The sequence below is a fragment of the Comamonas sp. genome, from assembly GCF_036666375.1.
Lineage (GTDB): Bacteria > Pseudomonadota > Gammaproteobacteria > Burkholderiales > Burkholderiaceae_C > Comamonas.
The window spans coordinates 1-23,475 of sequence record NZ_JAVWWA010000012.1 but is presented as its reverse complement, the minus strand read 5'-3'; the positions used below and the strand labels follow the sequence as shown (position 1 = coordinate 23,475).

Below are 23,475 nucleotides of genomic sequence, written 5' to 3'. Positions count from 1 at the left end.
GGGCATTTTCGTCTCAGCTAGAGTGCGCGAGACAATTCATTACATTGATCCCGGGCCACCGGGGCGATTCATCAGAGGCAAGACTCATGCGCTACGCACACTTGAAAATCGGCACCCGCCTGACCCTGGCGTTTTCCATCCTGTTGTTGATTACCGCCGGGATCGCCGGCATGGGCGTCTGGCGCCTCGAGTCGCTCAAGGAGGCCAATCAGGCAATTGCCACGGTGCACACGCAGCGCAGCCTGCTCACCCAGCGCTGGGCGTCGTGGATCGAAGCCAACTGGGTGCGTACTTCGGCCGTCATGCGCAGCAGCGATCCGGTTTTTCTCGCGACTTTGCGCAAGGACATGGCGGCCGCCAGCGATAGCGTCAGCGCGGCGCAAAAGCAGATCGAAGCCATGGTGCAGGACGAGCAGAGCCGGGCACTGATGGCGGATGTGGCACAAAAGCGCAAGGCGTATTCGGAACTGCGCGCCAGTCTGCAAAAGCGTCTGGCACAGGGCGACGATGTCTCGCAAGAGCTCGAGACCCGTCTCAAGCCGCTCGCCGACAGCTACCTGAATTCCGTTTTCCAGGTCGCCGACAGCGCCGCCAAGAGCCTGCTGGCCGTACAGGCAGATGCCCAGGAGTCGGCGACGACCAGCCAGGTGGTGCTGGCCGCCGGCGCAGCGCTGGCGCTGCTCGCCGGCCTGCTGCTGGGCGCGCTGACCACGCGTTCGATCACCCGCCCGATTCAGCGGGCTGCCGATGTCGCCGGCGCCATCCGCAATGGCGATCTGACTTCGCAGATCGATGCCAGCGGCAAGGACGAAACCGCGCAGATGCTGCGCCGCCTTGCCGGAATGCAGGACAACCTGCGCAACATCGTGGCCAACGTGCGCCAGGGCTCCGAAGCCGTGGCCACGGCGAGCGCCCAGATCGCTTCGGGCAACAACGACCTGTCGGGCCGCACCGAAGAGCAGGCCAGCGCACTCGAGCAGACCGCGGCGTCGATGGAGCAACTGGGCTCGACCGTGCGCCAGAACGCCGACAACGCGCGCCAGGCCAATCAGCTGGCGCTCAACGCCTCGACCGTGGCGGTGCAGGGCGGCGACGTCGTGGCCCAGGTGGTGGGCACGATGAAGGGCATCAACGACAGCAGCCGCCAGATCGCCGACATCATCGGCGTGATCGACGGCATTGCGTTCCAGACCAATATTCTTGCGCTCAACGCCGCCGTCGAAGCGGCGCGCGCGGGCGAGCAGGGCCGGGGCTTTGCGGTCGTGGCCAGTGAAGTGCGCAGCCTGGCGCAGCGCAGCGCCGAGGCGGCCAAGGAAATCAAGGCGCTGATCACGGCCAGCGTCGAGCGCGTGGCGCAGGGTACGCAGCAGGCGGATCTCGCCGGCGAGACCATGACCGAAGTGGTGGGCGCGATACGCCGCGTGACCGACATCATGGGCGAGATCAGCGCGGCCAGCAGCGAGCAGAGCACGGGCGTGGCCCAGGTCGGCGAAGCGATCACGCAGATGGACCAGACAACGCAGCAGAACGCGGCGCTGGTCGAGCAAAGCGCGGCCGCGGCCGACAGCCTGCAGCGCCAGGCCCAGGAACTGGTCCAGGCTGTCGCGGTGTTCCGTCTCGATGACGGCCATGCCAGCGTTGCCCGGGTGCAGCCCGCAGTACGCAGCGCCCCGGCGCCAGCCGCGCCGCGCAAGCCTGTGGCAGTGAAGGCGGCGCCTGCCGTGCCGAGCGCCGCCGCGCCCGCGGTGCCGCTGAGCGTCAGCTCGCGCGGCCGGCCTGCGCAGGCCGGCTCCGGTACCGACGACTGGGAAAGCTTCTAAGGCTGCGGCTGCGCGGCCGGCGGGCTGGCTGCGCGCAGCGGACTGTGCGCTTGCAGCTCCTCGAGATAGTCCTGCACGCCCGCGCCTTCGCGCGCGAGAAACCGGTCCACGGCATCGGCAAACGCCGGGTGGGCGATCCAGTGGGCGCTGGCCGTGGGCGTGGGCAGCAGCGCGCGCGCCATCTTGTGCTCGCCTTGCGCGCCGCCCTCGAAGTGCGCCACGCCGTGCGCAATGCACCATTCGATAGGCTGGTAATAGCAGGCTTCGAAGTGCAGGCAATCGACGCGCTCGAGCGCGCCCCAATAGCGGCCATAGGCGACGCCGCCTGACGCGCCCGCATCTTCGGCCGCAGCGGCGTTGAGCGCGATCAGGCTTGCGGCGATGGGCGCGCCCGCGCGCTCGGCGATGAACAGCAGCCAGTGCGAAGCCATCTGCGCGCCCAGGCGCGCGAAGAAGTCGCGCGAAAGATAAGGTGCGTTGCCATGCTCGTAATAGGTGCGCGCGTAGCAGCTGTAGAAGAAATCCCAGTCCGCGGTCTCTATCTGTGCGCCATGCAGCGCACGAAACGTGACGCCGGCCGCGGCCACCTTGCGGCGTTCCTGGCGGATCTTCTTGCGCTTTTCCTGCTGCAGTTGCGCGAGAAAATCGTCGAAATCGCGCAGCGCGCGCGGGCCGGCGGCATCGAGCGCTTGGTTGTTCCAGTGGAACTGCACGCCGCCACGCTGCATCCAGCCGTCGGCGCGGCAGGCCGCGAGATCGGCCTCCTCGGTGAACAGTGCGTGCACCGACGACCAGCCGTCCTGGGCCTGGACCCAGCGGCGCACGGTCTGCGCCAGCAGCGCGCGCAGCGCCGCGTCGCGCGCCAGCAGGCGCGAGCCGGGCACGGGCGTGAACGGCACGGCAATCACCGCCTTGGGGTAGTACTCGAGGCCATGCTCGGCATAGGCGCGCGCCCAGGCCCAGTCAAACACGTATTCACCCGAAGAATGGTTCTTGGCATAGAGCGGGCATGCCGCGACCAGTTCTTCGCCTGCCCACAGCGTGATGAAGCAGGGCTGCCAGCCGGTTTCCAGCGTTGCGCTGCCGCTGGATTCGAGCGCTGCCAGATACTCGTGGCGCATGAAAGGCGTGGGCACGGGCTGGCGCGCGAGCAGCTCATTCCAGGCCTGCGCGGGGATCTCCTGCACCGCGGTGAACACGCGGGTGATAATTGCGCTTTCAGCCATGCCTGCTCCCGGCGTCGCGTGCCGAATTTCCTGCTCCGGGAGAAGCGCTTTTGCGATGGGCCTTGTCGGCCTGATTTCTATCCATGACGTTCTCCATCTGCACTGCTCAGCGCAATTTTGTTGTGGGCGACCTGCCTGGCAATGCGCAAAAAATCATCGACGCCGCACGCGCGGCCCATGCGGCCGGCGCGCGCGTGCTGCTCACGCCCGAACTCGCGCTGTGCGGCTACGCGGCCGAAGATCTGCTGCTGCGGCCCGCGTTTCTCGATGCCTGCGAGCAGGCGCTGCATACCGTAGCACGGGAAACCGCCGACCTCACGGGCCTGGCGATTGTGCTGGGCCATCCGCGGCGCTTGGCCGGCGAGCGACTGTGCCACAACGCGGCCAGCGTGCTGCGCCACGGGGTTGTCGAAGCCAGCTATGCCAAGCAGGCCCTGCCCAATTACGGCGTGTTCGACGAGCAGCGCTATTTCACGCCCGGCGACGCGCCCTGCGTGTTCGAGGTCGACGGCGTGCGCATCGGCCTGCTGGTCTGCGAGGACGCCTGGCTGCCCGGCCCGGCGCAGCGCGCCGCCCAGGCCGGCGCGCAGCTGCTCGCCGTCATCAATGCTTCGCCTTTCCATGGCGACAAACCCTCGGTGCGCGAAGCCATGCTGCGTGAGCGCGTGCAGGAAACCGGCCTGCCCGTGGTCTATGCCCATCTGGTCGGCGGCCAGGACGAGCTGGTGTTCGACGGTCATTCTTTCGCGCTCGGCGCCGACGGCGCGGTGGTTGCGCGCGCGCCGGGCTTCGAGGAAAGCCTGATGAGCGTGCAGGTGACGGCCCAGGGCGGCGCGCTGGCGCTGCAGGGCGAGGTGCAGCCGCTGGCCAGCGCGCACGAGCAGCTGTGGCGCGCGCTGGTGCTGGGCGTGCGCGACTATGTGGGCAAGAACCGTTTTCCCGGCGTGCTGCTGGGCCTGTCGGGCGGCATAGACTCGGCGCTGGTGCTGGCGATTGCCGTCGACGCGCTGGGCGCCGACAAGGTGCGCACGGTGATGATGCCTTCGCCCTATACGGCGGACATCAGCTGGATCGATGCGCGCGACATGGCCGAGCGCGTGGGCGCGGCCTACGAGGAAATTTCCATCGTGCCGCAGTTCGAGGCCTTCAAGGCCGCGCTGGCCGCCGATTTCGCCGGCCGCGCCGAAGACACGACCGAAGAGAACCTGCAGGCGCGCATCCGCGGCACGCTGCTGATGGCGCTGTCGAACAAGTTCGGCGCGCTGGTCGTGACCACAGGCAACAAGAGCGAGATGGCCACGGGCTACTGCACGCTCTACGGCGACATGGCCGGGGGCTTCGCGGTGATCAAGGATCTGGTCAAGACCCAGGTGTTCGCGCTGGCCAACTGGCGCAATGCGCACGATCCGTTCGCCACCGGCAGCAATCCGATTCCCGAACGCATCATCACGCGCCCGCCCAGCGCCGAGCTGCGCCCGGACCAGAAAGACCAAGACAGCTTGCCGCCTTATGAAGTGCTCGACGCCATTGTCGAGCGATACATGGAAAATGACGAATCGGTGCAGGACATCGTGGCCGCGGGCTTTGCCGCGGCCGATGTCGAGCGCGTGACGCGCCTGATCCAGATCAACGAGCACAAACGCCGTCAGGCGCCGATAGGCGTGCGCCTCACGCGCCGCAGCTTCGGCAAGGATTGGCGCTATCCGATCACCAATAAATTCCGGGCGTGATGCAGCAATGCATGGCGCCAACGCATTCCCACATCCAGGAGTTCCCATGAAAATGATCACCGCTGTCATCAAGCCGTTCAAACTCGAAGAGGTGCGCGAAGCGCTGGCCGATTGCGGCGTCACCGGCCTCACGGTCACCGAGGTCAAGGGCTTTGGCCGCCAGAAGGGCCATACCGAGCTTTACCGTGGCGCGGAATACGTGGTCGATTTCCTGCCCAAGGTGAAGATCGAAGTCGTGGTCAAGACCGAAGATGTGGACCGCTGCGTCGACGCCATCGTCAACGTGGCGCGCACCGGCAAGATCGGCGACGGCAAGATCTTCGTCACGCCCGTGGAGCGCGTGGTGCGCATCCGTACCGGCGATCTGGACGCTTCCGCCATCTGATCTTCGAGCGCAGGATTTGGCGACCTGCGTCGTTGGTGCTCCATCTTGGCTCGGGTGCGGTCAGCCTTCGGCGCGGCCGGCGAGGCAGGCTCAGGGCGAACGGTCGCAGCGCTGCCCAGTCGCCGCGCCTCAGATAACTTCGCGCAGCGCCTTGGTTTCGTCGGCCGTGCCCGCGGCCTCGATCAGCGACGGCAGCAGCACGGCCGCGTCGGCATGGTGCTCGATCAGCCCCATCTGCCATTCGCCCATCAGGCCGCTTTGCACGCTGGTGGCCAGGAACGTCAGCAGGTTGTCGTAATAGCCATCGGTGTTGAGCAGGCCTATGGGCTTGTCGTGGTAGCCGAGCTGGCGCCAGGTCCAGACTTCGAACAGTTCCTCGAAGGTGCCTATGCCGCCGGGCAGGGCCACGAAGGCATCCGAGCGCTCGGCCATCATGGCCTTGCGCTCGTGCATGGTCTGCACGATGTGCAGCTCGTCGCAGGCATGGTTGGCCTGTTCCTTGTCGACCAGCGCCTGGGGAATGATGCCGACCACGCGGCCGCCGGCCAGGCGCGTGGCTTCGGCCACGGTGCCCATCAGGCCCGAGCGTCCGCCGCCATAGACCAGCTGGCCGCCATGCGCGCCTATCCACGTACCGACTGCGATCGCGGCTTCGGTGAACAGCGGGTTGACGCCGGGGCGCGAGCCCAGGTAGACGCAAAGGGAAAAAGCAGGTTTGGTGGAGTTCGTCATAGGAATTTCAAGTAAAGGGCGGACAGCCAGGTGCCCGCGCACAGCAGTACGGCCAGCAGCACCGCGGCGCTGCCCATGTCCTTGGCACGCTTGGAAAGCGCATGCCATTCGGGGCCTATGCGGTCGATCGCGGATTCGATGCCGCTGTTGAGCAGCTCGACGATCAGCACCAGCACGACGCTGGCGACCAGCAATACGCTTTCGCTCCAGCTGCGGCCCAGCCAGGGAGCAAACGGCAGCAGGCACAGCGCCAAAATGGCTTCGGTGCGAAACGCTTTTTCGCCCCAGCCCGCGCGCAGGCCTTGCAGCGAGTAGCCGGTCGCATGCCATATGCGGTGCAGACCGCGGCGGGTTTTCTGCAGGTTGACCGGTGGAATCTCTGGAGGCATGGGCCGAGAGGATACGCTAGCCTAGGCCAGTCCGTCGGCCTTGCGCCGCTTGAGCCGGGCGCGCGCTTCACCTTGGGCGTCGTGCACCAGGCGCGTGCCGGCCAGCGCATCGTGCAGGAACTGGCGCTGCGGGTGCAGGCGGCTGAGCAGCGCCCAGACCGCGATCCAGCCCAGCATCAGCACCGTGGTCTCGCCCGCGGGCAGCTGGAACGGCGCAATCACCGCCAGCGGCGGCAGAAACCACAGCCAGCTGAGCAGATAGCGCGCCAGCGCCCGGCCCTGGCTCAGCGCCCGGCCCGACTTGTCGGTCACGCGGATATGCCAGGTCTTCATCGCCAGCGTCTGGCCCTTGGACCAGAACCAGGTGAAGTAGATGCCGAACACCACGAACAGGAAGGCCTGCAGCGCGTGGCGGTTGTCCATCGCATTGCGCGTCTGGCTCAGCGTGCCGAACAGATAGCCGGCGATGAACACCACGCCGAACAGCAGCAGTCCTTCATAGAGCCAGCAGGCCATGCGCCGGCGCAGGCCGGGAGTGTGCGGTTCAGCCGTGGAAAGCGTGTTGGAGGAAGGCATTACGGTGGTGGCGGATCGCCCAGCCCCGTGCCCGCGGTCGTGTCGCCGCCTAGAGGCGCCAGCGCTGGCAGGGGCAGGGCGGTTGCGGTCGACAGGTTGACGGGCGCGGTCTCGACCACGCTGGGCATGGTCACCGGACGGGTTTCGACGGCGACCGCCGGCGCGGGCGGCGCGATATGGTGTGTGGCCTGGGCCGTGGGCGTGGGAATCTTGGGCAGATTGGGCAGGTTGGGGGCGGTGGTCACGGTCGCCGTGGCGGCCGGCACGCGTGCGAGCTTCTTCGCCGGCACGGGGCGCAGCGCCGGCGCCGCGCCGCCCGCGGGCTTGGCCGCGGCAGCCTTGGCCGCAAGCGCGCGCTTTTGTTCGTCGCTGAGCGCCTGGTAGGCTTCCCATTGCGCCCATTTGTCCTTGGGCGCCATGCGGTTGGTGATCGCGTAGTTGAGCCTGGCCTGGCTGCGCTGCTGGGCGCTGAGGCTGGCCCAGGACTCCATGCGGTCGCGCAGCTTGAGCTGTTCCTGCGCGGGCAGCGTGTCGAAGGTGCCGGCAAGCACGATCCAGCGGCTCTTTTGCACTTCGCCCATGAAAGGCCAGCGCTTTTCCAGCGGCTGCAGCACGCGTTGCTGGGCTTTCGTGAGCTCACCCCAGTTGGGGCCGGCGGCCAGCAGGCGGCGCTGCGACAGGCCGTTGCGCGGCGCGTCCGAATCCGCGGAAGGCGCCTGCGCGACCGTGGCCATGGCCAGCGCGCTGGGCGCCTGCCGCACCTGCGGCACGACCCAGGCCGCAAGCGCGGTGAACGCCAACAGCAGCGCCGACGCGAGGGCGACGCTGCTCAAATTACGGTGTTCAGTGCGCGGGACAGGGGGCATGCAACCGGGAAATCGCTAGGATCAGAGTGTCGAGACCGCGGGCGGTGTCTGGATGAATTGCAGGAAGCCTGGATCGGTGTAGGCCGAAGGCGGCAGGTCGTCGGTGAGCAGCGCGGCGTCCACTTCAGCGACTTCGTGCGTGCCGAAATCGGTCTGCGAGGTGATGAAGACCGCAAGGCTGATGGCCAGACCGACCAGCGGCGCCGCGGTGAGCGCACCGCGCCACCAGCTGTGCCGTCCGGGCGCGCCCAGGGAGGCGACGCCGCCCTGGTTCTGCACGGCGCTGGCCGTGACGCGCTGGTGGACCAGCACTTCACGCCGGCGCTCGGACAGCGCGCGCTCACGCCCGGCGCGCAGACGTTCGCTGATGTCGTAGGCCAGCAATTGGTTGTTTTCGCTCAGGCGCGCGGTCACGCGCCGGGCGAAATGATCGGCGGCCTGCTCTACCGAGGGTGATACTGCAATGTTCATAACTGGATTCCTTTGGCCTTCAGTGCCTTGCTGAGGGTCTGAATGGCGCGAAAGCAGTGTGTCTTCACACTGCCTTCAGAGCAACCCATGGCGGCTGCGGTCTCTGCGACGTCCATCTCCTCCCAATAACGCATCAAAAAGGCTTCGCGTTGACGTGTTGGCAGCTCCTGGACCTCTTTTTCTATGCTTTGTAGCGTTTGTACCCGCTGAGTGTGCTCTTCCGCACTTTGTACCGTCTGTTCATTTCCGTTGCCAGCATAGGTCTCGAGCAGGTCAAAGTCCATGCCGTCGTCGCCTTCGGGCTCGAAATCGCTCATGCGCGAGAACACCGCATTGCGTGTTTTCTGCCGCCGGAACCAGTCGAGCGTGCAGTTGGACAGGATGCGCTGGAACAGCATGGGCAACTCTGCGGGCGGCTTGTCCCCGTAATGGTGGGCCAGCTTGAGCATGCTGTCCTGGACAATGTCGAGCGCCGCCTCATCATCGCGGACATGGTAGAGCGCGCGCTTGAAAGCGCGTTTTTCCACATCCTTGAGAAATTGCGAGAGTTCTTGTTCGGTTGCCAAAGAGATCAGCCTGCCGCGAAAAGGGCGCCGTGGCCAGAAAGGGATTGCGGCTGCGGCCTGCCGATTACGGCGGGCGTCAGCTCAGGTCGAAGCGAATTATCGCATCCATCGAATATTTTGCCGCACCTGGATGCCAGGGCATTGCGCCGCAGTGCGATAATCCGGGCGCAAATCAAAAAAGCAAACGGGTCACGGTCCGGCGTCCACACATTTCGCCCATGGCCATGGCCTCAAGTCCCAAACCGGCCTCACAAGGGCTCAGGCCAGGGGCACCCAAGGTTTTTCGTTAGAGAAATTCGCAAAGGTTGATCATGGAAATTTCCAAGGCAGAGCTCTCCTCCGCTGCCGCTGCAGCAGCGTCGTCCACTCCGCGTCCCACTGAATTGATGGGTGCCGAAATCCTCGTCAAGTCGCTCCAGGCCGAAGGCGTGCAGCATCTGTGGGGTTATCCGGGTGGCGCTGTGTTGTATATCTACGACGCACTCTACAAGCAAGACACCATTCAGCATGTGCTGGTGCGCCACGAACAGGCGGCCGTACATGCCGCCGACGGCTTTGCCCGCGCGACCGGCGAAGTCGGCGTGGCGCTGGTCACCTCGGGCCCCGGCCTGACGAACGCCGTCACCGGCATCGCCACCGCCTATACCGACAGCATTCCGCTGGTCGTGATCAGCGGCCAGACATCGACGGCCTCCATCGGCACCGACGCCTTCCAGGAATGCGACACCGTCGGCATCACGCGCCCCATCGTCAAGCACAACTTCCTGGTCAAGGATGTGCGCGATATCGCGGCGACGATGAAGAAGGCCTTCCACATCGCGCGCTCGGGCCGTCCCGGTCCGGTCGTGGTCGACATCCCCAAGGACGTGTCCTTCAAGAAGGCCGCCTGGACCGGTTATCCGCAGAGCATAGAGATGCGCTCGTACAACCCGGTCAAGAAGGGCCACAGCGGCCAGATCCGCAAGGCGCTGCAGCTGCTGCTGAGCGCCAAGCGCCCCTATATCTATACGGGCGGCGGCGTGCTGCTGGGCAATGCCTGCAACGAGCTGCGCACGCTGGTCGACATGCTGGGCATGCCGGTGACCCACACGCTGATGGGCCTGGGCGCCTATCCCGCGAGCGAGCGCAAGTACCTGGGCATGCTGGGCATGCACGGCACCATCGAAGCCAACAACGCGATGCAGAACTGCGACGTGCTGCTGGCCGTGGGCGCGCGCTTCGACGACCGCGTGATCGGCAACCCCAAGCACTTCCTGTCGGTCGAGCGCAAGATCATCCACATCGACATCGATCCTTCGTCGATTTCCAAGCGCGTGCGTGTCGACGTGCCCATCGTCGGCGACGTCAAGGACGTGCTGGGCGAGCTGATCGCCATGCTGCGCGAGACGCCCGCGCGTCCCGATGCCGGTGCGCTCGCCGCCTGGTGGGACACCATCGAGGGCTGGCGCGAGCGCGACTGCCTGCGTTACGACAACAGCAATCCCGATGTGATCAAGCCGCAGTACGTGGTCGAGACGCTGTTCAACATGACGCGCGGCACCGACACCTACATCACGTCCGACGTGGGCCAGCACCAGATGTGGGCCGCGCAGTACTACCGCTTTGACGAGCCGCGCCGCTGGATCAACTCCGGCGGCCTGGGCACGATGGGCGTGGGCATCCCCTATGCCATGGGCATCAAGCTGGCCAAGCCCGACGCCGAAGTGTTCTGCATCACGGGCGAAGGCTCGGTGCAGATGAACATCCAGGAGCTGTCGACCTGCCTGCAGCACAACACGCCGATCAAGATCTGCTCGCTCAACAACCGTTATCTCGGTATGGTGCGCCAGTGGCAGGAGATCGAGTACTCGGGCCGCTACAGCCACAGCTACATGGACGCGCTGCCGGACTTCGTCAAGCTCGCCGAGGCCTACGGCCATGTGGGCCTGCTGATCGAGCGCCCCGAAGACGTCGAGCCCGCGCTGCGCGAGGCACGCCGCCTCAAGGACCGCACGGTGTTCCTCGACTTCCGCACCGATCCGACCGAGAACGTGTTCCCCATGGTCCAGGCCGGCAAGGGCATCACCGAAATGCTGCTCGGCACCGAAGACCTCTGAGCGCAGGGGCCCCGGCCCCAACGCCTCACTTCCCGGCCATCTTCCGATGGCCCCCATTTTGACGAATCTATTGTCCGCCAAGCCCGCGCATTACCGTGCGCGGGGGAGGGCGGCGAAAAGAGGAATCTGTACCCATGAAGCACATCATTGCAGTCTTGCTCGAGAACGAACCCGGCGCGCTGTCGCGCGTGGTCGGATTGTTTTCGGCGCGAGGCTATAACATCGAGTCCCTGACCGTGGCGCCGACGGAAGATCCGTCGCTGTCGCGCATGACCATCCAGACCACGGGCTCGGAAGACGTGATCGAGCAGATCACCAAGCACCTGAACCGCCTCATCGAGGTGGTCAAGGTGGTGGACCTGACCGAAGGCGCCTATGCCGAGCGCGAGCTGATGATGGTCAAGGTCCGGGCCGTGGGCAAGGAGCGCGAAGAAATGAAGCGCCTGGTCGACATCTTCCGCGGCCGCATCATCGATGTGACCGACAAGAGCTACACCATCGAACTCACGGGCGACCAGTCCAAGAACGACGCCTTTTTGCAGGCCATCGAACGCGCTGCGATCCTCGAGACCGTGCGCACCGGCGCGAGCGGCATCGGTCGCGGCGAGCGCATCCTGCGCGTTTGAATTTTCCCCCTGCCTTTCCTTTTTTACCCCCTAAGAACCCATCCACTGGAGCCAACATGAAAGTTTTCTACGACAAAGACTGCGACCTGAGCCTGATCAAGGGCAAGACCGTTGCAATCATCGGTTACGGCAGCCAAGGCCATGCACACGCACAGAACTTGAACGAAAGCGGCGTGAAGGTCGTGGTCGGCCTGCGCAAGGGTGGCGCTTCGTGGCCCAAGGTCGAAAAGGCCGGTCTCAATGTGATGGAAGTCAACGACGCCGTGAAGGCCGCTGACGTGGTCATGATCCTGCTGCCCGATGAAGACATCGCAGCCGTGTACAAGAACAACGTCGAACCCAACATCAAGCAAGGCGCTTCGCTGGTGTTTGCCCACGGCTTCAACGTGCATTACAACCAGGTCGTGCCGCGCGCCGATCTGGACGTGTGGATGGTCGCTCCCAAGGCTCCCGGCCACACCGTGCGCAACACCTACACGCAAGGCGGCGGCGTGCCCCACCTGATCGCCGTGCACCAGGACAAGTCGGGCAAGGCCCGTGACCTGGCGCTGTCGTACGCGATGGCCAACGGTGGCGGCAAGGCCGGCATCATCGAGACCAACTTCAAGGAAGAGACCGAGACCGACCTGTTCGGCGAACAGGCTGTTCTGTGCGGCGGTGCGGTCGAGCTGATCAAGATGGGCTTCGAAACCCTGGTCGAAGCCGGCTACGCGCCTGAAATGGCCTACTTCGAGTGCCTGCACGAACTCAAGCTGATCGTCGACCTGATCTATGAAGGCGGCATCGCCAACATGAACTACTCGATCTCGAACAACGCCGAATACGGCGAGTACGTGACCGGCCCCGAAGTGATCAACGCCGAATCGCGCCAGGCCATGCGCAATGCGCTCAAGCGCATCCAGGACGGCGAATACGCGAAGATGTTCATCCTGGAAGGCCGCACCGGCTACCCCAGCATGACCGCCCGCCGCCGCAACACCGCCGATCACCAGATCGAAAAGGTCGGTGGCCAGCTGCGCGCCATGATGCCCTGGATCGCCAAGAACAAGCTGGTCGATCAAACCAAGAACTGATGGGACGCAGGGCGCAGGCCCTGCACCGGTCATCGAAAGCCACCGCAAGGTGGCTTTTTTTATGCCCAGGCCAAGGATGGGCCGGCTCCTACACCCGCGGCGCATGCGGGGCCCCATATTTATGAATGTCGGTGCAGTCCACGCGGGTACACTGCAACACACATGGAGCGCGTCAAGGCGCTCCTTCTCATATGGCGATTTCAGCGGTCCGTTCGAACGGGCACGGTGGTGGAGGTTTATTACATGCATGACGGCAACGATTTGACGGAAACCCCGGGTGTGGTGGTGCGCAAGCGCCGCAAGGGCATCTATATCCTGCCCAATCTGTTCACGCTGGCAGCGCTGTTCGGCGGCTTCTATGCGATCGTGATGGCCATGAACGGCCGTTTCGAGCTGGCGGCCATCGGCGTGTTCTGCGCCATGGTGCTCGACAGCCTCGACGGCCGCGTGGCGCGCATGACCAATACACAAAGCGCGTTTGGCGAGCAGATGGATTCCTTGTCCGACATGGTGTCGTTTGGCGTCGCGCCGGCGCTGATCGCCTATGAGTGGGCGCTCAAGGGCCTGGGACGCTGGGGCTGGATCGCGGCCTTTGTCTACTGCTCCTGCGCGGCGCTGCGCCTGGCACGCTTCAACGTCAACACGGCCGTGGTCGACAAGCGCTACTTCCAGGGCCTGCCTTCGCCAGCCGCTGCCGCGCTGGTCACGGGTTTCATCTGGCTGCTCAGCGACTCGGGCCTGATGCGCGGCGCCGACGGCCTGCTGACCTGGACGCAACTGACCTGGACCATGTTCGCGCTGACGCTGTACGCGGGCCTGACCATGGTCACCAACGTGCCTTTCTACAGCTTCAAAGATGTCCACATGAAGCGCAGCGTGCCGTTTGCGGCCATCGTGCTGATCGCGCTGGCGATCGCGGTGATCAACATCCACGCGCCCACGGTGCTGTTCGGCGTGTTCGTGCTCTACGGCTTCAGCGGCTACGCGGTCTACGCCTGGCGCAAGGCCAAGGGCCAGCAGGTCAGCGTGATCAGCACCTCCAAGGATGAGCCCGAAGAACGCGGTTTACACAAATAAGGCAAGTGCCAAATTATTTGTGCTAAAGTGATCCTCATGCAAAACCTGTCGCTAGCCCTACTAACCATGTCCCACGGGCAGATCTAGTAGCGCGCGCGCATTCCCCCTACTTACGGCCCGTAGCATCAGCGACGGGCCGTTTTGTTTTGTGGAACGCTGGTGCACACCCCCCTTTTCAATTTTCCGAAAGAGCCAAGATGTTGCAGAATCCCGCCAGCAAGTACCGTGCATTTCCCCCCGTCCGCCTCGTTGACCGCACCTGGCCCGATGCGGTGATCAGCCAGCCTCCGGTGTGGTGCAGCGTGGACCTGCGGGACGGCAACCAGGCCCTGATCGAGCCCATGGACATTCCGCGCAAGATGCGCATGTTCGAGCAGCTGGTGGAAATTGGCTTCAAGGAAATCGAAGTCGGCTTTCCTTCCGCGTCCCAGGTCGAATTCGACTTCATGCGCAAGCTGATCGAGGAAGACCGCATTCCCGAGGACGTCACGGTGCAGGTGCTGACCCAGGCGCGCGAGCCCCTGATCCGCCGCACCTTCGAAGCCCTGGCCGGCGTGCCGCGCGCCATCGTCCACCTCTATAACGCCACCGCGCCCGTGATGCGCCGCGTGGTGCTGAACATGAACGAGGACGAGATCGTCGAGCTCGCGCGCAGCAATGCCCAGCTGTTCAAGGACATCGCGGCCGACTATCCGCAGACCGACTGGACCTTCCAGTATTCGCCCGAAATGTATTCGGACACCGAGCTGGCCTTCTCCAAGCGCGTGATCGACGCCGTCACCGCCGTGTGGCAGCCCACGCCCGAGAAGAAGTGCATCATCAACCTGCCGACCACGGTCGAGCATTCGACGCCCAATCTGTTCGCCGACATGGTCGAGTGGACCCACCGCCACCTCGAGCGCCGCGATTCGATCGTGCTGTCGGTGCACCCGCACAATGACCGCGGCACGGGCACGGCAGCGGCCGAGCTCTCGCTGATGGCCGGCGCCGACCGCCTCGAAGGCTGCCTGTTCGGCAACGGCGAGCGCACCGGCAACCTCGACATCGTCAACGTTGCGCTCAACATGTACATCCAGGGCGTGCATCCCGGCCTGGACTTCTCGCAGATCGACGACATCCGCGCCACGGTCGAGCACTGCAACCAGCTGCCCGTGCACCCGCGCCACCCCTATGTCGGCGACCTGGTCTACACCTCGTTCTCGGGCTCGCACCAGGACGCGATCAAGAAGGCCTTCAGCGCGCGCCAGGAAGGCGACATCTGGGACATGCCTTACCTGCCCATAGACCCCAAGGACCTGGGCCGCAGCTACGAAGCCGTGATCCGCGTCAACAGCCAGTCGGGCAAGGGCGGCATCGCCTATCTGCTTGAAAGCGAATACGGCCTGCAATTGCCGCGCCGCCTGCAGATTGAATTCAGCCAGGCCGTGCAGCGCGAGATGGATGCCAGCGGCAAGGAATTGACGGCGCAGAATCTCTGGAGCCTGTTCCAGACCGAATACCGCCTCGACGCCACGCGCCGTCCGCAGTACCGCCTGAGCGGCGAAAGCGGCACGGTGGCCATCAGCGGCGAGTTCCTGATCAACGGCGAAGTGCGCGCCTTGAGCGGCGAGGGCACGGGCCCCATCGATGCGTTTGTCGGCGCGCTCAGCGAAGCCACGGGCCGCAGCATCCGCGTGCTCGACTATGCCGAGCATGCGGTGAGCGCGGGCGCCAACGCCCAGGCTGCAGCCTATGTGGAGCTGCGCGTTGATGACACGCATGTCGTGTATGGCGTGGGCATGGACGCGAACATCGTCTCGGCGTCGATCAGCGCCATCGTTTCGGGCCTGGAGCGCGCTCCGGTCGCCGTGGCCGCCGCCACGGTCTGAGCCCGCAAGGCCTGGTAACCCCGGGCCGGTGTCGGAAGTTGTCGGAGTAAAGTCGGCGGATGTCTCTTTCTGGAGCGTGCATATGACAGACCAACTCATCATTTTCGACACCACCTTGCGCGACGGCGAGCAGTCGCCGGGCGCATCCATGACGCGCGACGAGAAGCTGCGCATCGCGCGCCAGCTCGAGCGCCTCAAGGTGGATGTGATCGAGGCCGGCTTCGCCGCGAGCTCCCAGGGCGACTTCGAGGCGGTGCAGGCCATCGCGCGCGCCATCAAGGACTCGACCATCTGCTCGCTGGCGCGCGCCAACGACCGCGACATCTCGCGTTCGGCCGAAGCGCTGCAGGATGCGCAGCGCGGGCGCATCCACACCTTCATCGCGACCAGCGCGCTGCACATGGAGAAGAAGCTGCGCATGACGCCCGAGCAGGTGCTCGAGCAGGCGCGCCAGTCGGTGCGCTTCGCGCGCAACCTGATTGCCGACATCGAGTTCAGCCCTGAAGACGGCTACCGCAGCGACCCCGACTTCCTGTGCCGGGTGATCGAAGCCGTGATCGCCGAAGGCGCGACCACGATCAACGTGCCCGATACCGTGGGCTATGCGATTCCCGAGCTCTACGGCGAGTTCATACGCAACCTGCGCGAGCGCATTCCCAACAGCGACCAGGCGATCTGGTCGGTGCATTGCCACAACGACCTGGGCATGGCCGTGGCCAACTCGCTGGCCGGCGTGAAGATAGGCGGCGCGCGCCAGGTCGAGTGCACGATCAACGGCCTGGGCGAACGTGCGGGCAACTGCTCGCTCGAGGAAGTGGTGATGGCCGTGAAGACGCGGCGCGACTACTTCGGCCTCGACGTGAACATCGCCACCGAACATATCCTCGCCGCCAGCCGCATGGTCAGCCAGACCACGGGCTTCGTGGTGCAGCCCAACAAGGCCGTGGTCGGCGCGAATGCGTTTGCCCATGCCTCGGGCATTCACCAGGACGGCGTGCTCAAGGCGCGCGACACCTACGAGATCATGCGCGCCGAGGATGTGGGCTGGTCGGCCAACAAGATCGTGCTGGGCAAGCTCAGCGGGCGCAATGCATTCCGCCAGCGCCTGCAGGAACTGGGCGTGGACCTCGACAGCGAAGCCGCGGTCAACGAGGCTTTCACGCGTTTCAAGGAGCTCGCCGACCGCAAGAGCGAGATTTTCGATGAGGACATCCTGGCGCTGGTCAGCGAGCAGGGCGCGCTGGGCCACCACGATCCGTTCGTGTTCGTCTCGCTGGCCCAGCACAGCGAGACCGGCGAGCGCCCGCATGCGCGTGTGGTCTTCAGCCGCGATGGCGTGGAACTCAAGACCGAGTCGGATGGCAACGGGCCGGTCGATGCGTCGTTCAAGGCGATCGAGTCACAGGTGCAAAGCGGTGCCGACATGGTGTTGTATTCGGTCAACGCGATCAGCGATTCGACCGAGAGCCAGGGCGAGGTCACGGTGCGGCTGCAACGCAGCGGCAGGGTGGTCAATGGAGTGGGCGCTGACCCCGATATCGTGGTCGCATCGGCCAAGGCCTACCTCAGCGCGTTGAACAAATTGCACAGCAGCAGCGAAATGGTGGTGGCGCAAGGTTGAAGGTCGGCTCTATAATCTCGCTTACATTCTCATGAAAGTCGTGCAACTTGTTGTTTTGTGCGACTTTTTTGATTCGGCTTCCCTGTTTTTCTATTTTTTGCTGCTTGGAGCATTTGGATGCACCACCGTCACCGCACCGTGATCGCCCGTCTATTTCAGGTCTCGGCCGCCTTTGCATTGAGCGGAGCACTGGCCTTTTCCGGGGCTTCCGCGGCGCAAAAGAAAGTGGCGAAGAAGCAGCAGGCCAGCAGCGCGAGCAAGCCCGCGCGCGCCAGCAAGGCCGTCAACACCGCCAAGGTCAAGGCCGCGCCGCGCAAGCAGGCCGCCGCTGGCAAGGCCGGCCGGGCCGTTGCCGCCAGTGCGCGCAGTCCGGTGCGAGCGGTCGCTTACGCGCCCGCACGCCAGTCGTTCGGTCAGCTCGCGGGCCTGCATGACGTCACCGATCCGCTCGATCTGAAGTCCAGCGTGGCCCTGGTCGTGGACCAGGAAACGCATGAAGTGCTGCTGAGCAAGAACGACCATGCGGTGCTGCCCATTGCATCGTTGACCAAGCTCATGACCGGGCTGATCATCTCGCAGGCGCGTCTGCCCATGGACGAGGTCCTGACCATTACTCAGGACGACGTGGACACCGAAAAGGGCAGCAGTTCGCGCCTGCGCGTGGGCGCGACGCTCACGCGTGGCGAAATGCTGCACCTGGCACTGATGTCGAGCGAAAACCGCGCCGCCCATGCGCTGGGCCGTACCTATCCCGGTGGTCTCGCGGCATTCGTCACGCAGATGAATGTCAAGGCCAAGCTGCTGGGCATGGCCGACACCAAATATGTCGAGCCCACGGGGCTGTCCAGCCGCAACCAGTCGAGCGCGCGCGATCTCGCGGTGCTGGTCAACGTGGCCCATGGCGATCCGCTGGTGCGCGAGCTCAGCACTTCGCCCAGCTACGAAGTGGCCCAGGGCCCACGCACGCTGCAGTACAACAATACCAACCGCCTCGTGAAGAGCCCGGCCTGGGAAATCGGTCTGCAAAAGACCGGCTATATCTCCGAGGCCGGCCAATGCCTGGTGATGCAGGCCGAAGTCGCCGGCCGCAAGCTGATCATGGTGTTCCTCGATTCCGCAGGCAAGTTCAGCCGCCTGGCCGATGCCGAGCGCGTGCGCCACTGGGTCGAGAACCAGTCGGGTGCGTCCGCGGTTCTGGCCAGCCATAAAATCAAGGGTTGAAGGCCGCCGGCCTTTGACAGGTCCGCAAGGACCGCAAGACATGAGCCCTCCAGCGGTGCAGACCGCTGGGGGGCTTTGTCTTATCCGGCCGTACTGCTGGCAGGCATGCCGTCGACCGAGCGCCAGCCCGCAAAGCCCAGCGACATGGAAATTTCCGCGGCCGTGGACTGCAGCCGCGGCAGCCAGCCGTCGTCGATGCGGTCGGCGGGCGCCGAGATCGACAGTCCCGCGACCAGCTTGCCCTGGTCGTCGTAAATGCCGGCCGCGATGCAGCGCACGCCCAGTTCCAGCTCCTCGTTGTCGCGCGCAATGCCGTATTGGCGCGTCTTGGCGAGTTCGCTCTCGAGCACGCCCAGCTGGGTGATGGAGTTGTGGGTATTGCCCGCGAGGCCGGTGCGCGTGGCGTAGGCGCGCACGCGCTGCGGATCGTCGGCGGCCAGGAACAGCTTGCCCGTGGACGTCAGGTGCAGCGGTGCATGGCCGCCGATGGCGCGCACCACCTGCATGCCCGAGCGCTCGCTGTAGGTGCGCTCGACGTAGACGATTTCGTCGCCCTGGCGCACGCTCAGGTTCACAGGCTGCTGGATCTGCTTGTGCAACAGGCGCATGGGTGCCATCGCGGCCTCGCGCACGTTCAGCCTGGCTTTGACCAAATTGCCCAGCTCGAGCAGGCGCATGCCCAGCCGGTAGCTGCCCGACTCGGGGCGGTCGACGTAGCGGCCTATGGTCAGGTCGTTGAGAATGCGGTGCGCGGTGGACGGATGCAGGCCGGTCTTTTCACTGATTTCCTTGAGCGACACCGCTTCCTCGCGCGAGGCCAGCACGTCGATGAGGGTGAACATGCGCTCTAGAACTTGGACGCTGGGTATGGAAGGAGTGCCGGGATCGGTGATTTTCATAATGCGGAAGCGGGGCGGCAATGCGCGATTCTAGCGCCTGCCCGCAGGCGCGCGCACGAGTGGCGCTGCGGGCCTACGAAACCGCTTGCTCGCGCGCGCCGCGCGGCCGCCGGTCTATGCGTTCCCAGAGGTCCTGGATGCGCACTTCATGCGGCAGAAAGCGTGATTTGTAATCCATTTTGGCGCTGCCTTCTATCCAGTAGCCGAGATAGACGTAGGGCAGGCCCATGGTGCGCGCCTGGTCGATCTGCCACAGCACATTGAACGTGCCGTAGCTCACATGCGGTTCGGGCTCGTAGAAGGTGTAGACCGCCGACAGGCCGTCTTCGAGCACGTCGAGTATGGAGACCATTTTCAGCGCGCCGGGCGCATCGTCGGTCGCGGGCGCCCGGAACTCGACCAGTCGCGAATTGACGCGGCTTTGCAGCAGGAACTGGGTGTACTGGTCGATGCGGTCTTCGTCCATGCCGCCGCCGCTGTGGCGCTGGCGCTGGTAGCGCAGGTAAAGCTGGTAGTGTTCGTCGCTGAAGCTCAGGCGGCAGATGGAAGCCTGCAGGTCCTGGTGCTGCGCCATGGCGCGGCGCTGGCTGCGATCAGGCTTGAAGGCCTGGGTCAGCACGCGCAGCGGAACGCAGGCGCGGCAGCCGTCGCAGTAAGGGCGGTAGGTGAACATGCCGCTGCGCCTAAAGCCCATCGTGACCAGCTCGGAATAGGTCGCGTTCTGTATCAGATGGCTGGGCGTTGCCACCTGCGAGCGCGCCATCCTCCCGGCAACGTAGCTGCAGGGATAAGCCGCAGTTGCATAGAACTGCAGTGCCTGAAGAGGGAGGTCGTTGAGTTGCGTCATGCGGTGCTCAGCTCGTCCCAGTATACGGCGTCGAAGCGCCAATCCATGCGCGGCTTGTGCCGCTGGCGCTCGACTTCGGCCAGAAAATCCCGCCGCGCCATGGTGCGCGCGCCCAGCGAGGCCAGGTGCGGCGTGGCCTGCTGGCAGTCGATCTGCGGGGCGCCGTGGCGGCGGCACAGCGCGACCAGTGCGGCCAGCGCGATTTTCGAGGCGTCGGTGGCGTGCGCGAACATCGACTCGCCAAACACGGCATGGCCCAGCGCCACGCAGTACAGGCCGCCCACGAGCTTGCCGTCGACCCAGGTCTCCATGCTGTGCGCGTCACCCTGGCGGTGCAGCTCGCAATAGGCCTGAACGATGCTCTCGACGATCCAGGTGCCGTCCTGGCCGTCGCGCGGCGTCTGCGCGCAACTGCGGATCACGGTTTCGAACGCGCTGTCCACGCGGATCTCGCAGCCCGGCGTGGCGCGAAAGCGTTGCAGTGTCTTGCGCAGCGAGCGGTGCAGCCGGAAGGCATCGGTCTGCAGCACCATGCGCGGGTCGGGCGACCACCACAGGATGGGCTGGCCCGCGCTGAACCACGGGAAGATTCCCTGGCTGTAGGCGCTGCGCAGGTGCTGGGCATCGAGCTGGCCGCCCGCGGCCAGCAGGCCGGGAATGGGATCGCTTTCGCCCCAGGTCTGTTCAACGCCGGGAAAGGGGTCGTGCGGCGCAAGCCAGGCGAGGGATTTGGACATGGGATCGTTCCGTATGGGACGGTGGCATTTTCGCAGGCCTGCGGCGCCAGGGTCGCCTGAATGGGGTAGGGGCGCATCCTACAGCCGATGGTGTCTTGTGTTGACAGAGGTTGCGCCCGCTTGCCCTTAATTTACGTCTATCGGCAGACGTTGCAAATGCCTGTGTTGCGCGCAAGCCGTGAAGGAGGAGCAGACATGTTGTTCAGCAGAATCTTTGGTGGGAGCTTGTCCGAACCCCGCTATATCCGCCGCACACGCGCCTACCTGCAGGAAGCGCGCATGGCCGTGCTCGAGCACACGATTGCCGCCGAGTACTACCAGTCCTCCGCGGAGATGTATGCCACACGCGCCCAGCGTCTGGAGCAGGAGATCCATGAATGGGAAGAGCAGGCCTTCCAGCGGCACAGCGCGGCCAAGGGCTTGGCGCCGGCGCGCAAGGAGCCGACGACAGCCGTGCCCACGCCGACGGTGGTTCCCACGCCTACAGTGGTGCGCGCAGCTTGATTCGTGCGGAGCAAGGCGGTTGCGCCCTGCCGTGCTCGCGTAGTCAGGGGGCGTAGCGAAGCCTGCCGGCAATGCAAAAAGCCAGGCAGCCGAGGCCGCCTGGCTTGCGCCTGCGCCGCGGCGCAGGCGTACCGATTCAGTTCAAGGCCTGACCGCAATTGCGCCGATTTCCACTGCCACATCGCGTGGCAGTCGCGCCACCTGCACCGTGGCGCGTGCGGGCGCGACGCCGCTGAAGAAGCCTGCGTAGACCTCGTTCATCTTGCCGAAATCGTTGAGATCCTTCATGTAGACCGTGGTCGAGACGATGTGCGCCATCGTCAGTTTCTCGGCAGCCAGCACGGCCTTGAGGTTCTCCAGCACCAGACGGGTCTGGGCTTCTATGGGGGCATCCTTCATCAGCTCGCCGGTCTTGGGGTCTATGGGAATCTGGCCCGAAAGATAGATCACCTTGCCTGCAGCCACGGCCTGGGAATAGGGGCCTATGGCCTTGGGGGCATCGGCCGATGACACCGCGCGGATGTCCTGGGCAGCGGCAATCTGGGTGCTGAGCAGCAGGGCGGCGCCCAGCGCCGTGAGAATGGATCGGGTAGAGGTCATGGAAGAGGTTCTCCGTAAATATTGAAGCAAAGGTTCAGGCCATCGAATTGCGCAGCGACCACATCGAATCCACGAGCCGGTCGATGTCGTTGGCGTCGTGCCACAGGTGGGTCGAGATGCGAATGCCGTTGTGGTTGGCGCTATCGCCTATGACAGCAAAGCTGGCGTTGCGGATCACAAAGCCCGGACCGAAGTCGCTGAGCATGCGGTTGACGAAGGCCGTCGATTTCTGCGCGTCCTTGACGTCCGCCTTGTTGGCGAAGGGGTTGAAACAGGTCAGCGCCGACAGCAGCTTGGGATCGTCCTTGGGCGAGTACAGCGACTCCACGCCCCAGCGCTCGGCGATGCGTTCCTTGAGGTAGGACGACAGCGCCAGGTCATAGGTCTCTATCTTCTTGCGTCCTATGGTGTCCCAGCTTGCGCAGGCCTGGGCCAAGGCCTTGTACATCGGCACATGCAGGCTGCCGCAGCTGGTGACGCTGGCCGCGATGTCGTAGGTTGCCGTGCCATTCGTCGTGCGCTCCAGCGCCGAGTAGCTGCTCGAGTGCACCGGATACCACTTGGGCAGCGGCAGCGGATTGGAGGCGCGTATCTTGTTGCGTATCACCAGGATGCCGGTCGAGCCCGGGCCACATTGCCATTTGTGGCCCGCGCCCGACATGAAGTCCATGCCCAGCGCCGCGTAGTCATAGGCCATCATGCCGGGCAGATGGGCGCCGTCGACGATGCTGATCAGCTCATGGGTCTTGACCACCTGCATGAGTTCGGCGATCGGCAGCATGGTGCCGGTCACGTAGGTCGGCGAAGACCACATCATGGCGCGCACGCGCTTGCCCTGGGCCTTGAGCGCGCGTATGCGTTCGTCGAACAGGTTGGTGTAGGTGGCCGCGGTCTGGTCGTTGCCCACGGGCATGGCGATGCGCGAGACTTCGATGCCGTAGCGCGCCACCGCTATGCTCAGCGGCGTGTTGCCGCCGCCGTGCTCGTGGTTGGTCGTCACGACCACGTCGCCCTTTTGCCAGTCGATTCCCAGGATAGCGTGGCACATTCCCGACGACGTGTTGGCCGAGAACGCGAGTTCGTCGGCATCGACGCCGAAGCCCGGCGCCACCTGCTGGCGCAGGTCCAGCAGATTGCCGTAGCCGCTGCTTGAATCCTCGGCCTTGAGGAGGTTTTCCTTGGCAAACACATCGAGCACCACCTGCGGCATGGAGCCGCCGGTGCCGATGTTCATGTAGGTGCGCTGCGGGTTGAGCACGAACATGGACTGGACCTGGGTCCAGAATGCTTCGTCCTGCACCAGCCGGCTGCGCAATTCGCTGATCGAGGATTGGCTGTTGGCATCGCCGCAGGCCGCAAGCAGCGGCGCGACCGCGGCGGCGCTGGCGCCATATCCCATCATGCGCAGGAAATCCCGGCGTTTGGCGGTCCAGTGTTCCATGCCTGGGGCGGCATCAAGCGGCGTGGTGTACGGCGATTTCTTAGGATTCAGCATAAATCTCCCGATTGAAAAGGATTCACGGTTTTGAAAATCGGCGCCTAGGG

The 23,475-nt window shown here is 64.9% G+C and carries 23 protein-coding genes; 11 read left to right on the top strand and 12 right to left on the bottom strand.

Annotated features, from left to right (window positions below; genetic code table 11):
* Positions 1-86 precede the first annotated feature (86 nt).
* Positions 87-1,820 carry a methyl-accepting chemotaxis protein gene (locus RR928_RS04725; RefSeq protein WP_332536038.1) on the top strand — a complete coding sequence of 578 codons (1,734 nt, stop codon included), beginning with the start codon at positions 87-89 and terminating at the stop codon, positions 1,818-1,820.
* Here the strand turns inward: RR928_RS04725 and RR928_RS04720 are convergent.
* Positions 1,817-3,046: a GNAT family N-acetyltransferase gene (locus RR928_RS04720; protein ID WP_332681620.1), complete on the bottom strand. Its 1,230-nt coding sequence runs from the start codon at positions 3,044-3,046 to the stop codon at positions 1,817-1,819. The genes RR928_RS04725 and RR928_RS04720 overlap by 4 nt on opposite strands.
* 83 nt (positions 3,047-3,129) lie before the next feature.
* Here RR928_RS04720 and RR928_RS04715 point away from each other — a divergent pair, with 83 nt between their 5' ends.
* Both RR928_RS04715 and RR928_RS04710 read left to right on the top strand, forming a co-directional pair.
* Entirely contained in the window at positions 3,130-4,776 is a 1,647-nt protein-coding gene (locus tag RR928_RS04715; protein ID WP_332536035.1) for an NAD+ synthase, read from the top strand.
* 46 nt (positions 4,777-4,822) lie between these two features.
* Complete coding sequence (locus RR928_RS04710) at positions 4,823-5,161, top strand: P-II family nitrogen regulator (RefSeq protein WP_332536034.1); 339 nt, start codon at positions 4,823-4,825, stop codon at positions 5,159-5,161.
* Between the two features lie 129 nt (positions 5,162-5,290).
* Here RR928_RS04710 and RR928_RS04705 read toward each other — a convergent pair whose 3' ends face one another.
* Genes RR928_RS04705 through RR928_RS04680 form a run of 6 tightly spaced genes read right to left on the bottom strand, consistent with a single transcriptional unit; the run spans position 5,291 to position 8,761 of the window.
* The gene (locus RR928_RS04705; RefSeq protein ID WP_332536033.1) at positions 5,291-5,893 is read right to left on the bottom strand and encodes a TIGR00730 family Rossman fold protein; all 603 of its coding nucleotides are present in this window, start codon (positions 5,891-5,893) and stop codon (positions 5,291-5,293) included.
* A complete protein-coding gene (locus tag RR928_RS04700) occupies positions 5,890-6,282 on the bottom strand; it encodes a diacylglycerol kinase (protein ID WP_332536032.1) in 393 nt (130 codons plus the stop codon). The genes RR928_RS04705 and RR928_RS04700 overlap by 4 nt, the downstream gene beginning before the upstream one ends.
* Positions 6,283-6,303: 21 nt before the next feature.
* Positions 6,304-6,858: an RDD family protein gene (locus RR928_RS04695; protein ID WP_332536031.1), complete on the bottom strand. Its 555-nt coding sequence runs from the start codon at positions 6,856-6,858 to the stop codon at positions 6,304-6,306.
* A complete protein-coding gene (locus RR928_RS04690; protein WP_332536030.1) occupies positions 6,858-7,691 on the bottom strand; it encodes a DUF3106 domain-containing protein in 834 nt (277 codons plus the stop codon). Before RR928_RS04690 ends, RR928_RS04695 begins: the two co-directional genes overlap by 1 nt.
* Positions 7,692-7,745: 54 nt before the next feature.
* Positions 7,746-8,195 carry a DUF3619 family protein gene (locus tag RR928_RS04685; protein ID WP_332536029.1) on the bottom strand — a complete coding sequence of 150 codons (450 nt, stop codon included), beginning with the start codon at positions 8,193-8,195 and terminating at the stop codon, positions 7,746-7,748.
* Positions 8,192-8,761: an RNA polymerase sigma factor gene (locus RR928_RS04680; RefSeq protein ID WP_332536028.1), complete on the bottom strand. Its 570-nt coding sequence runs from the start codon at positions 8,759-8,761 to the stop codon at positions 8,192-8,194. Before RR928_RS04680 ends, RR928_RS04685 begins: the two co-directional genes overlap by 4 nt.
* 311 nt (positions 8,762-9,072) lie before the next feature.
* Here RR928_RS04680 and RR928_RS04675 point away from each other — a divergent pair, with 311 nt between their 5' ends.
* The 7 genes from RR928_RS04675 (at position 9,073) to pbpG (ending at position 18,343) form a co-directional block, all read left to right on the top strand.
* A complete protein-coding gene (locus RR928_RS04675) occupies positions 9,073-10,857 on the top strand; it encodes an acetolactate synthase 3 catalytic subunit (RefSeq protein ID WP_332549159.1) in 1,785 nt (594 codons plus the stop codon).
* A 134-nt stretch (positions 10,858-10,991) separates the two neighbouring features.
* The gene (ilvN, locus tag RR928_RS04670) at positions 10,992-11,483 is read left to right on the top strand and encodes an acetolactate synthase small subunit (protein ID WP_332536024.1); all 492 of its coding nucleotides are present in this window, start codon (positions 10,992-10,994) and stop codon (positions 11,481-11,483) included.
* A 56-nt stretch (positions 11,484-11,539) separates the two neighbouring features.
* Positions 11,540-12,556 (top strand): ketol-acid reductoisomerase, encoded by a 1,017-nt coding sequence (gene ilvC, locus RR928_RS04665; protein ID WP_159913874.1) that lies wholly within the window; start codon positions 11,540-11,542, stop codon positions 12,554-12,556.
* Between the two features lie 243 nt (positions 12,557-12,799).
* Positions 12,800-13,633, top strand: a complete 834-nt coding sequence (gene pssA / locus RR928_RS04660) for a CDP-diacylglycerol--serine O-phosphatidyltransferase (RefSeq protein ID WP_332536022.1) — start codon at positions 12,800-12,802, stop codon at positions 13,631-13,633.
* Between the two features lie 197 nt (positions 13,634-13,830).
* Positions 13,831-15,501, top strand: a complete 1,671-nt coding sequence (leuA, locus tag RR928_RS04655; protein WP_332536021.1) for a 2-isopropylmalate synthase — start codon at positions 13,831-13,833, stop codon at positions 15,499-15,501.
* Positions 15,502-15,583: 82 nt separating this feature from the next.
* A complete protein-coding gene (locus RR928_RS04650; RefSeq protein ID WP_332536019.1) occupies positions 15,584-17,122 on the top strand; it encodes a 2-isopropylmalate synthase in 1,539 nt (512 codons plus the stop codon).
* Positions 17,123-17,239: 117 nt separating this feature from the next.
* A complete protein-coding gene (pbpG, locus tag RR928_RS04645; protein ID WP_332536018.1) occupies positions 17,240-18,343 on the top strand; it encodes a D-alanyl-D-alanine endopeptidase in 1,104 nt (367 codons plus the stop codon).
* 80 nt (positions 18,344-18,423) lie between these two features.
* Here the strand turns inward: pbpG and RR928_RS04640 are convergent, their stop codons facing one another.
* The 3 genes from RR928_RS04640 to aat form a co-directional block, all read right to left on the bottom strand.
* Complete coding sequence (locus RR928_RS04640; protein ID WP_332536016.1) at positions 18,424-19,242, bottom strand: IclR family transcriptional regulator; 819 nt, start codon at positions 19,240-19,242, stop codon at positions 18,424-18,426.
* Positions 19,243-19,315: 73 nt separating this feature from the next.
* A complete protein-coding gene (locus tag RR928_RS04635; protein WP_332681619.1) occupies positions 19,316-20,089 on the bottom strand; it encodes an arginyltransferase in 774 nt (257 codons plus the stop codon).
* A complete protein-coding gene (aat, locus tag RR928_RS04630; RefSeq protein ID WP_332549158.1) occupies positions 20,086-20,826 on the bottom strand; it encodes a leucyl/phenylalanyl-tRNA--protein transferase in 741 nt (246 codons plus the stop codon). Before aat ends, RR928_RS04635 begins: the two co-directional genes overlap by 4 nt.
* A gap of 195 nt (positions 20,827-21,021) precedes the next feature.
* On the opposite strand from aat, the gene RR928_RS04625 reads away from it, so the two are divergent.
* Positions 21,022-21,330, top strand: coding sequence for a hypothetical protein (locus RR928_RS04625; RefSeq protein ID WP_332536013.1), 309 nt, complete (start codon positions 21,022-21,024; stop codon positions 21,328-21,330).
* Positions 21,331-21,471: 141 nt separating this feature from the next.
* Here RR928_RS04625 and RR928_RS04620 read toward each other — a convergent pair whose 3' ends face one another.
* Complete coding sequence (locus RR928_RS04620; RefSeq protein WP_332536011.1) at positions 21,472-21,930, bottom strand: RidA family protein; 459 nt, start codon at positions 21,928-21,930, stop codon at positions 21,472-21,474.
* Between the two features lie 34 nt (positions 21,931-21,964).
* The gene (locus RR928_RS04615; protein ID WP_332681645.1) at positions 21,965-23,371 is read right to left on the bottom strand and encodes an aminotransferase class V-fold PLP-dependent enzyme; all 1,407 of its coding nucleotides are present in this window, start codon (positions 23,369-23,371) and stop codon (positions 21,965-21,967) included.
* Positions 23,372-23,475 lie beyond the last annotated feature (104 nt).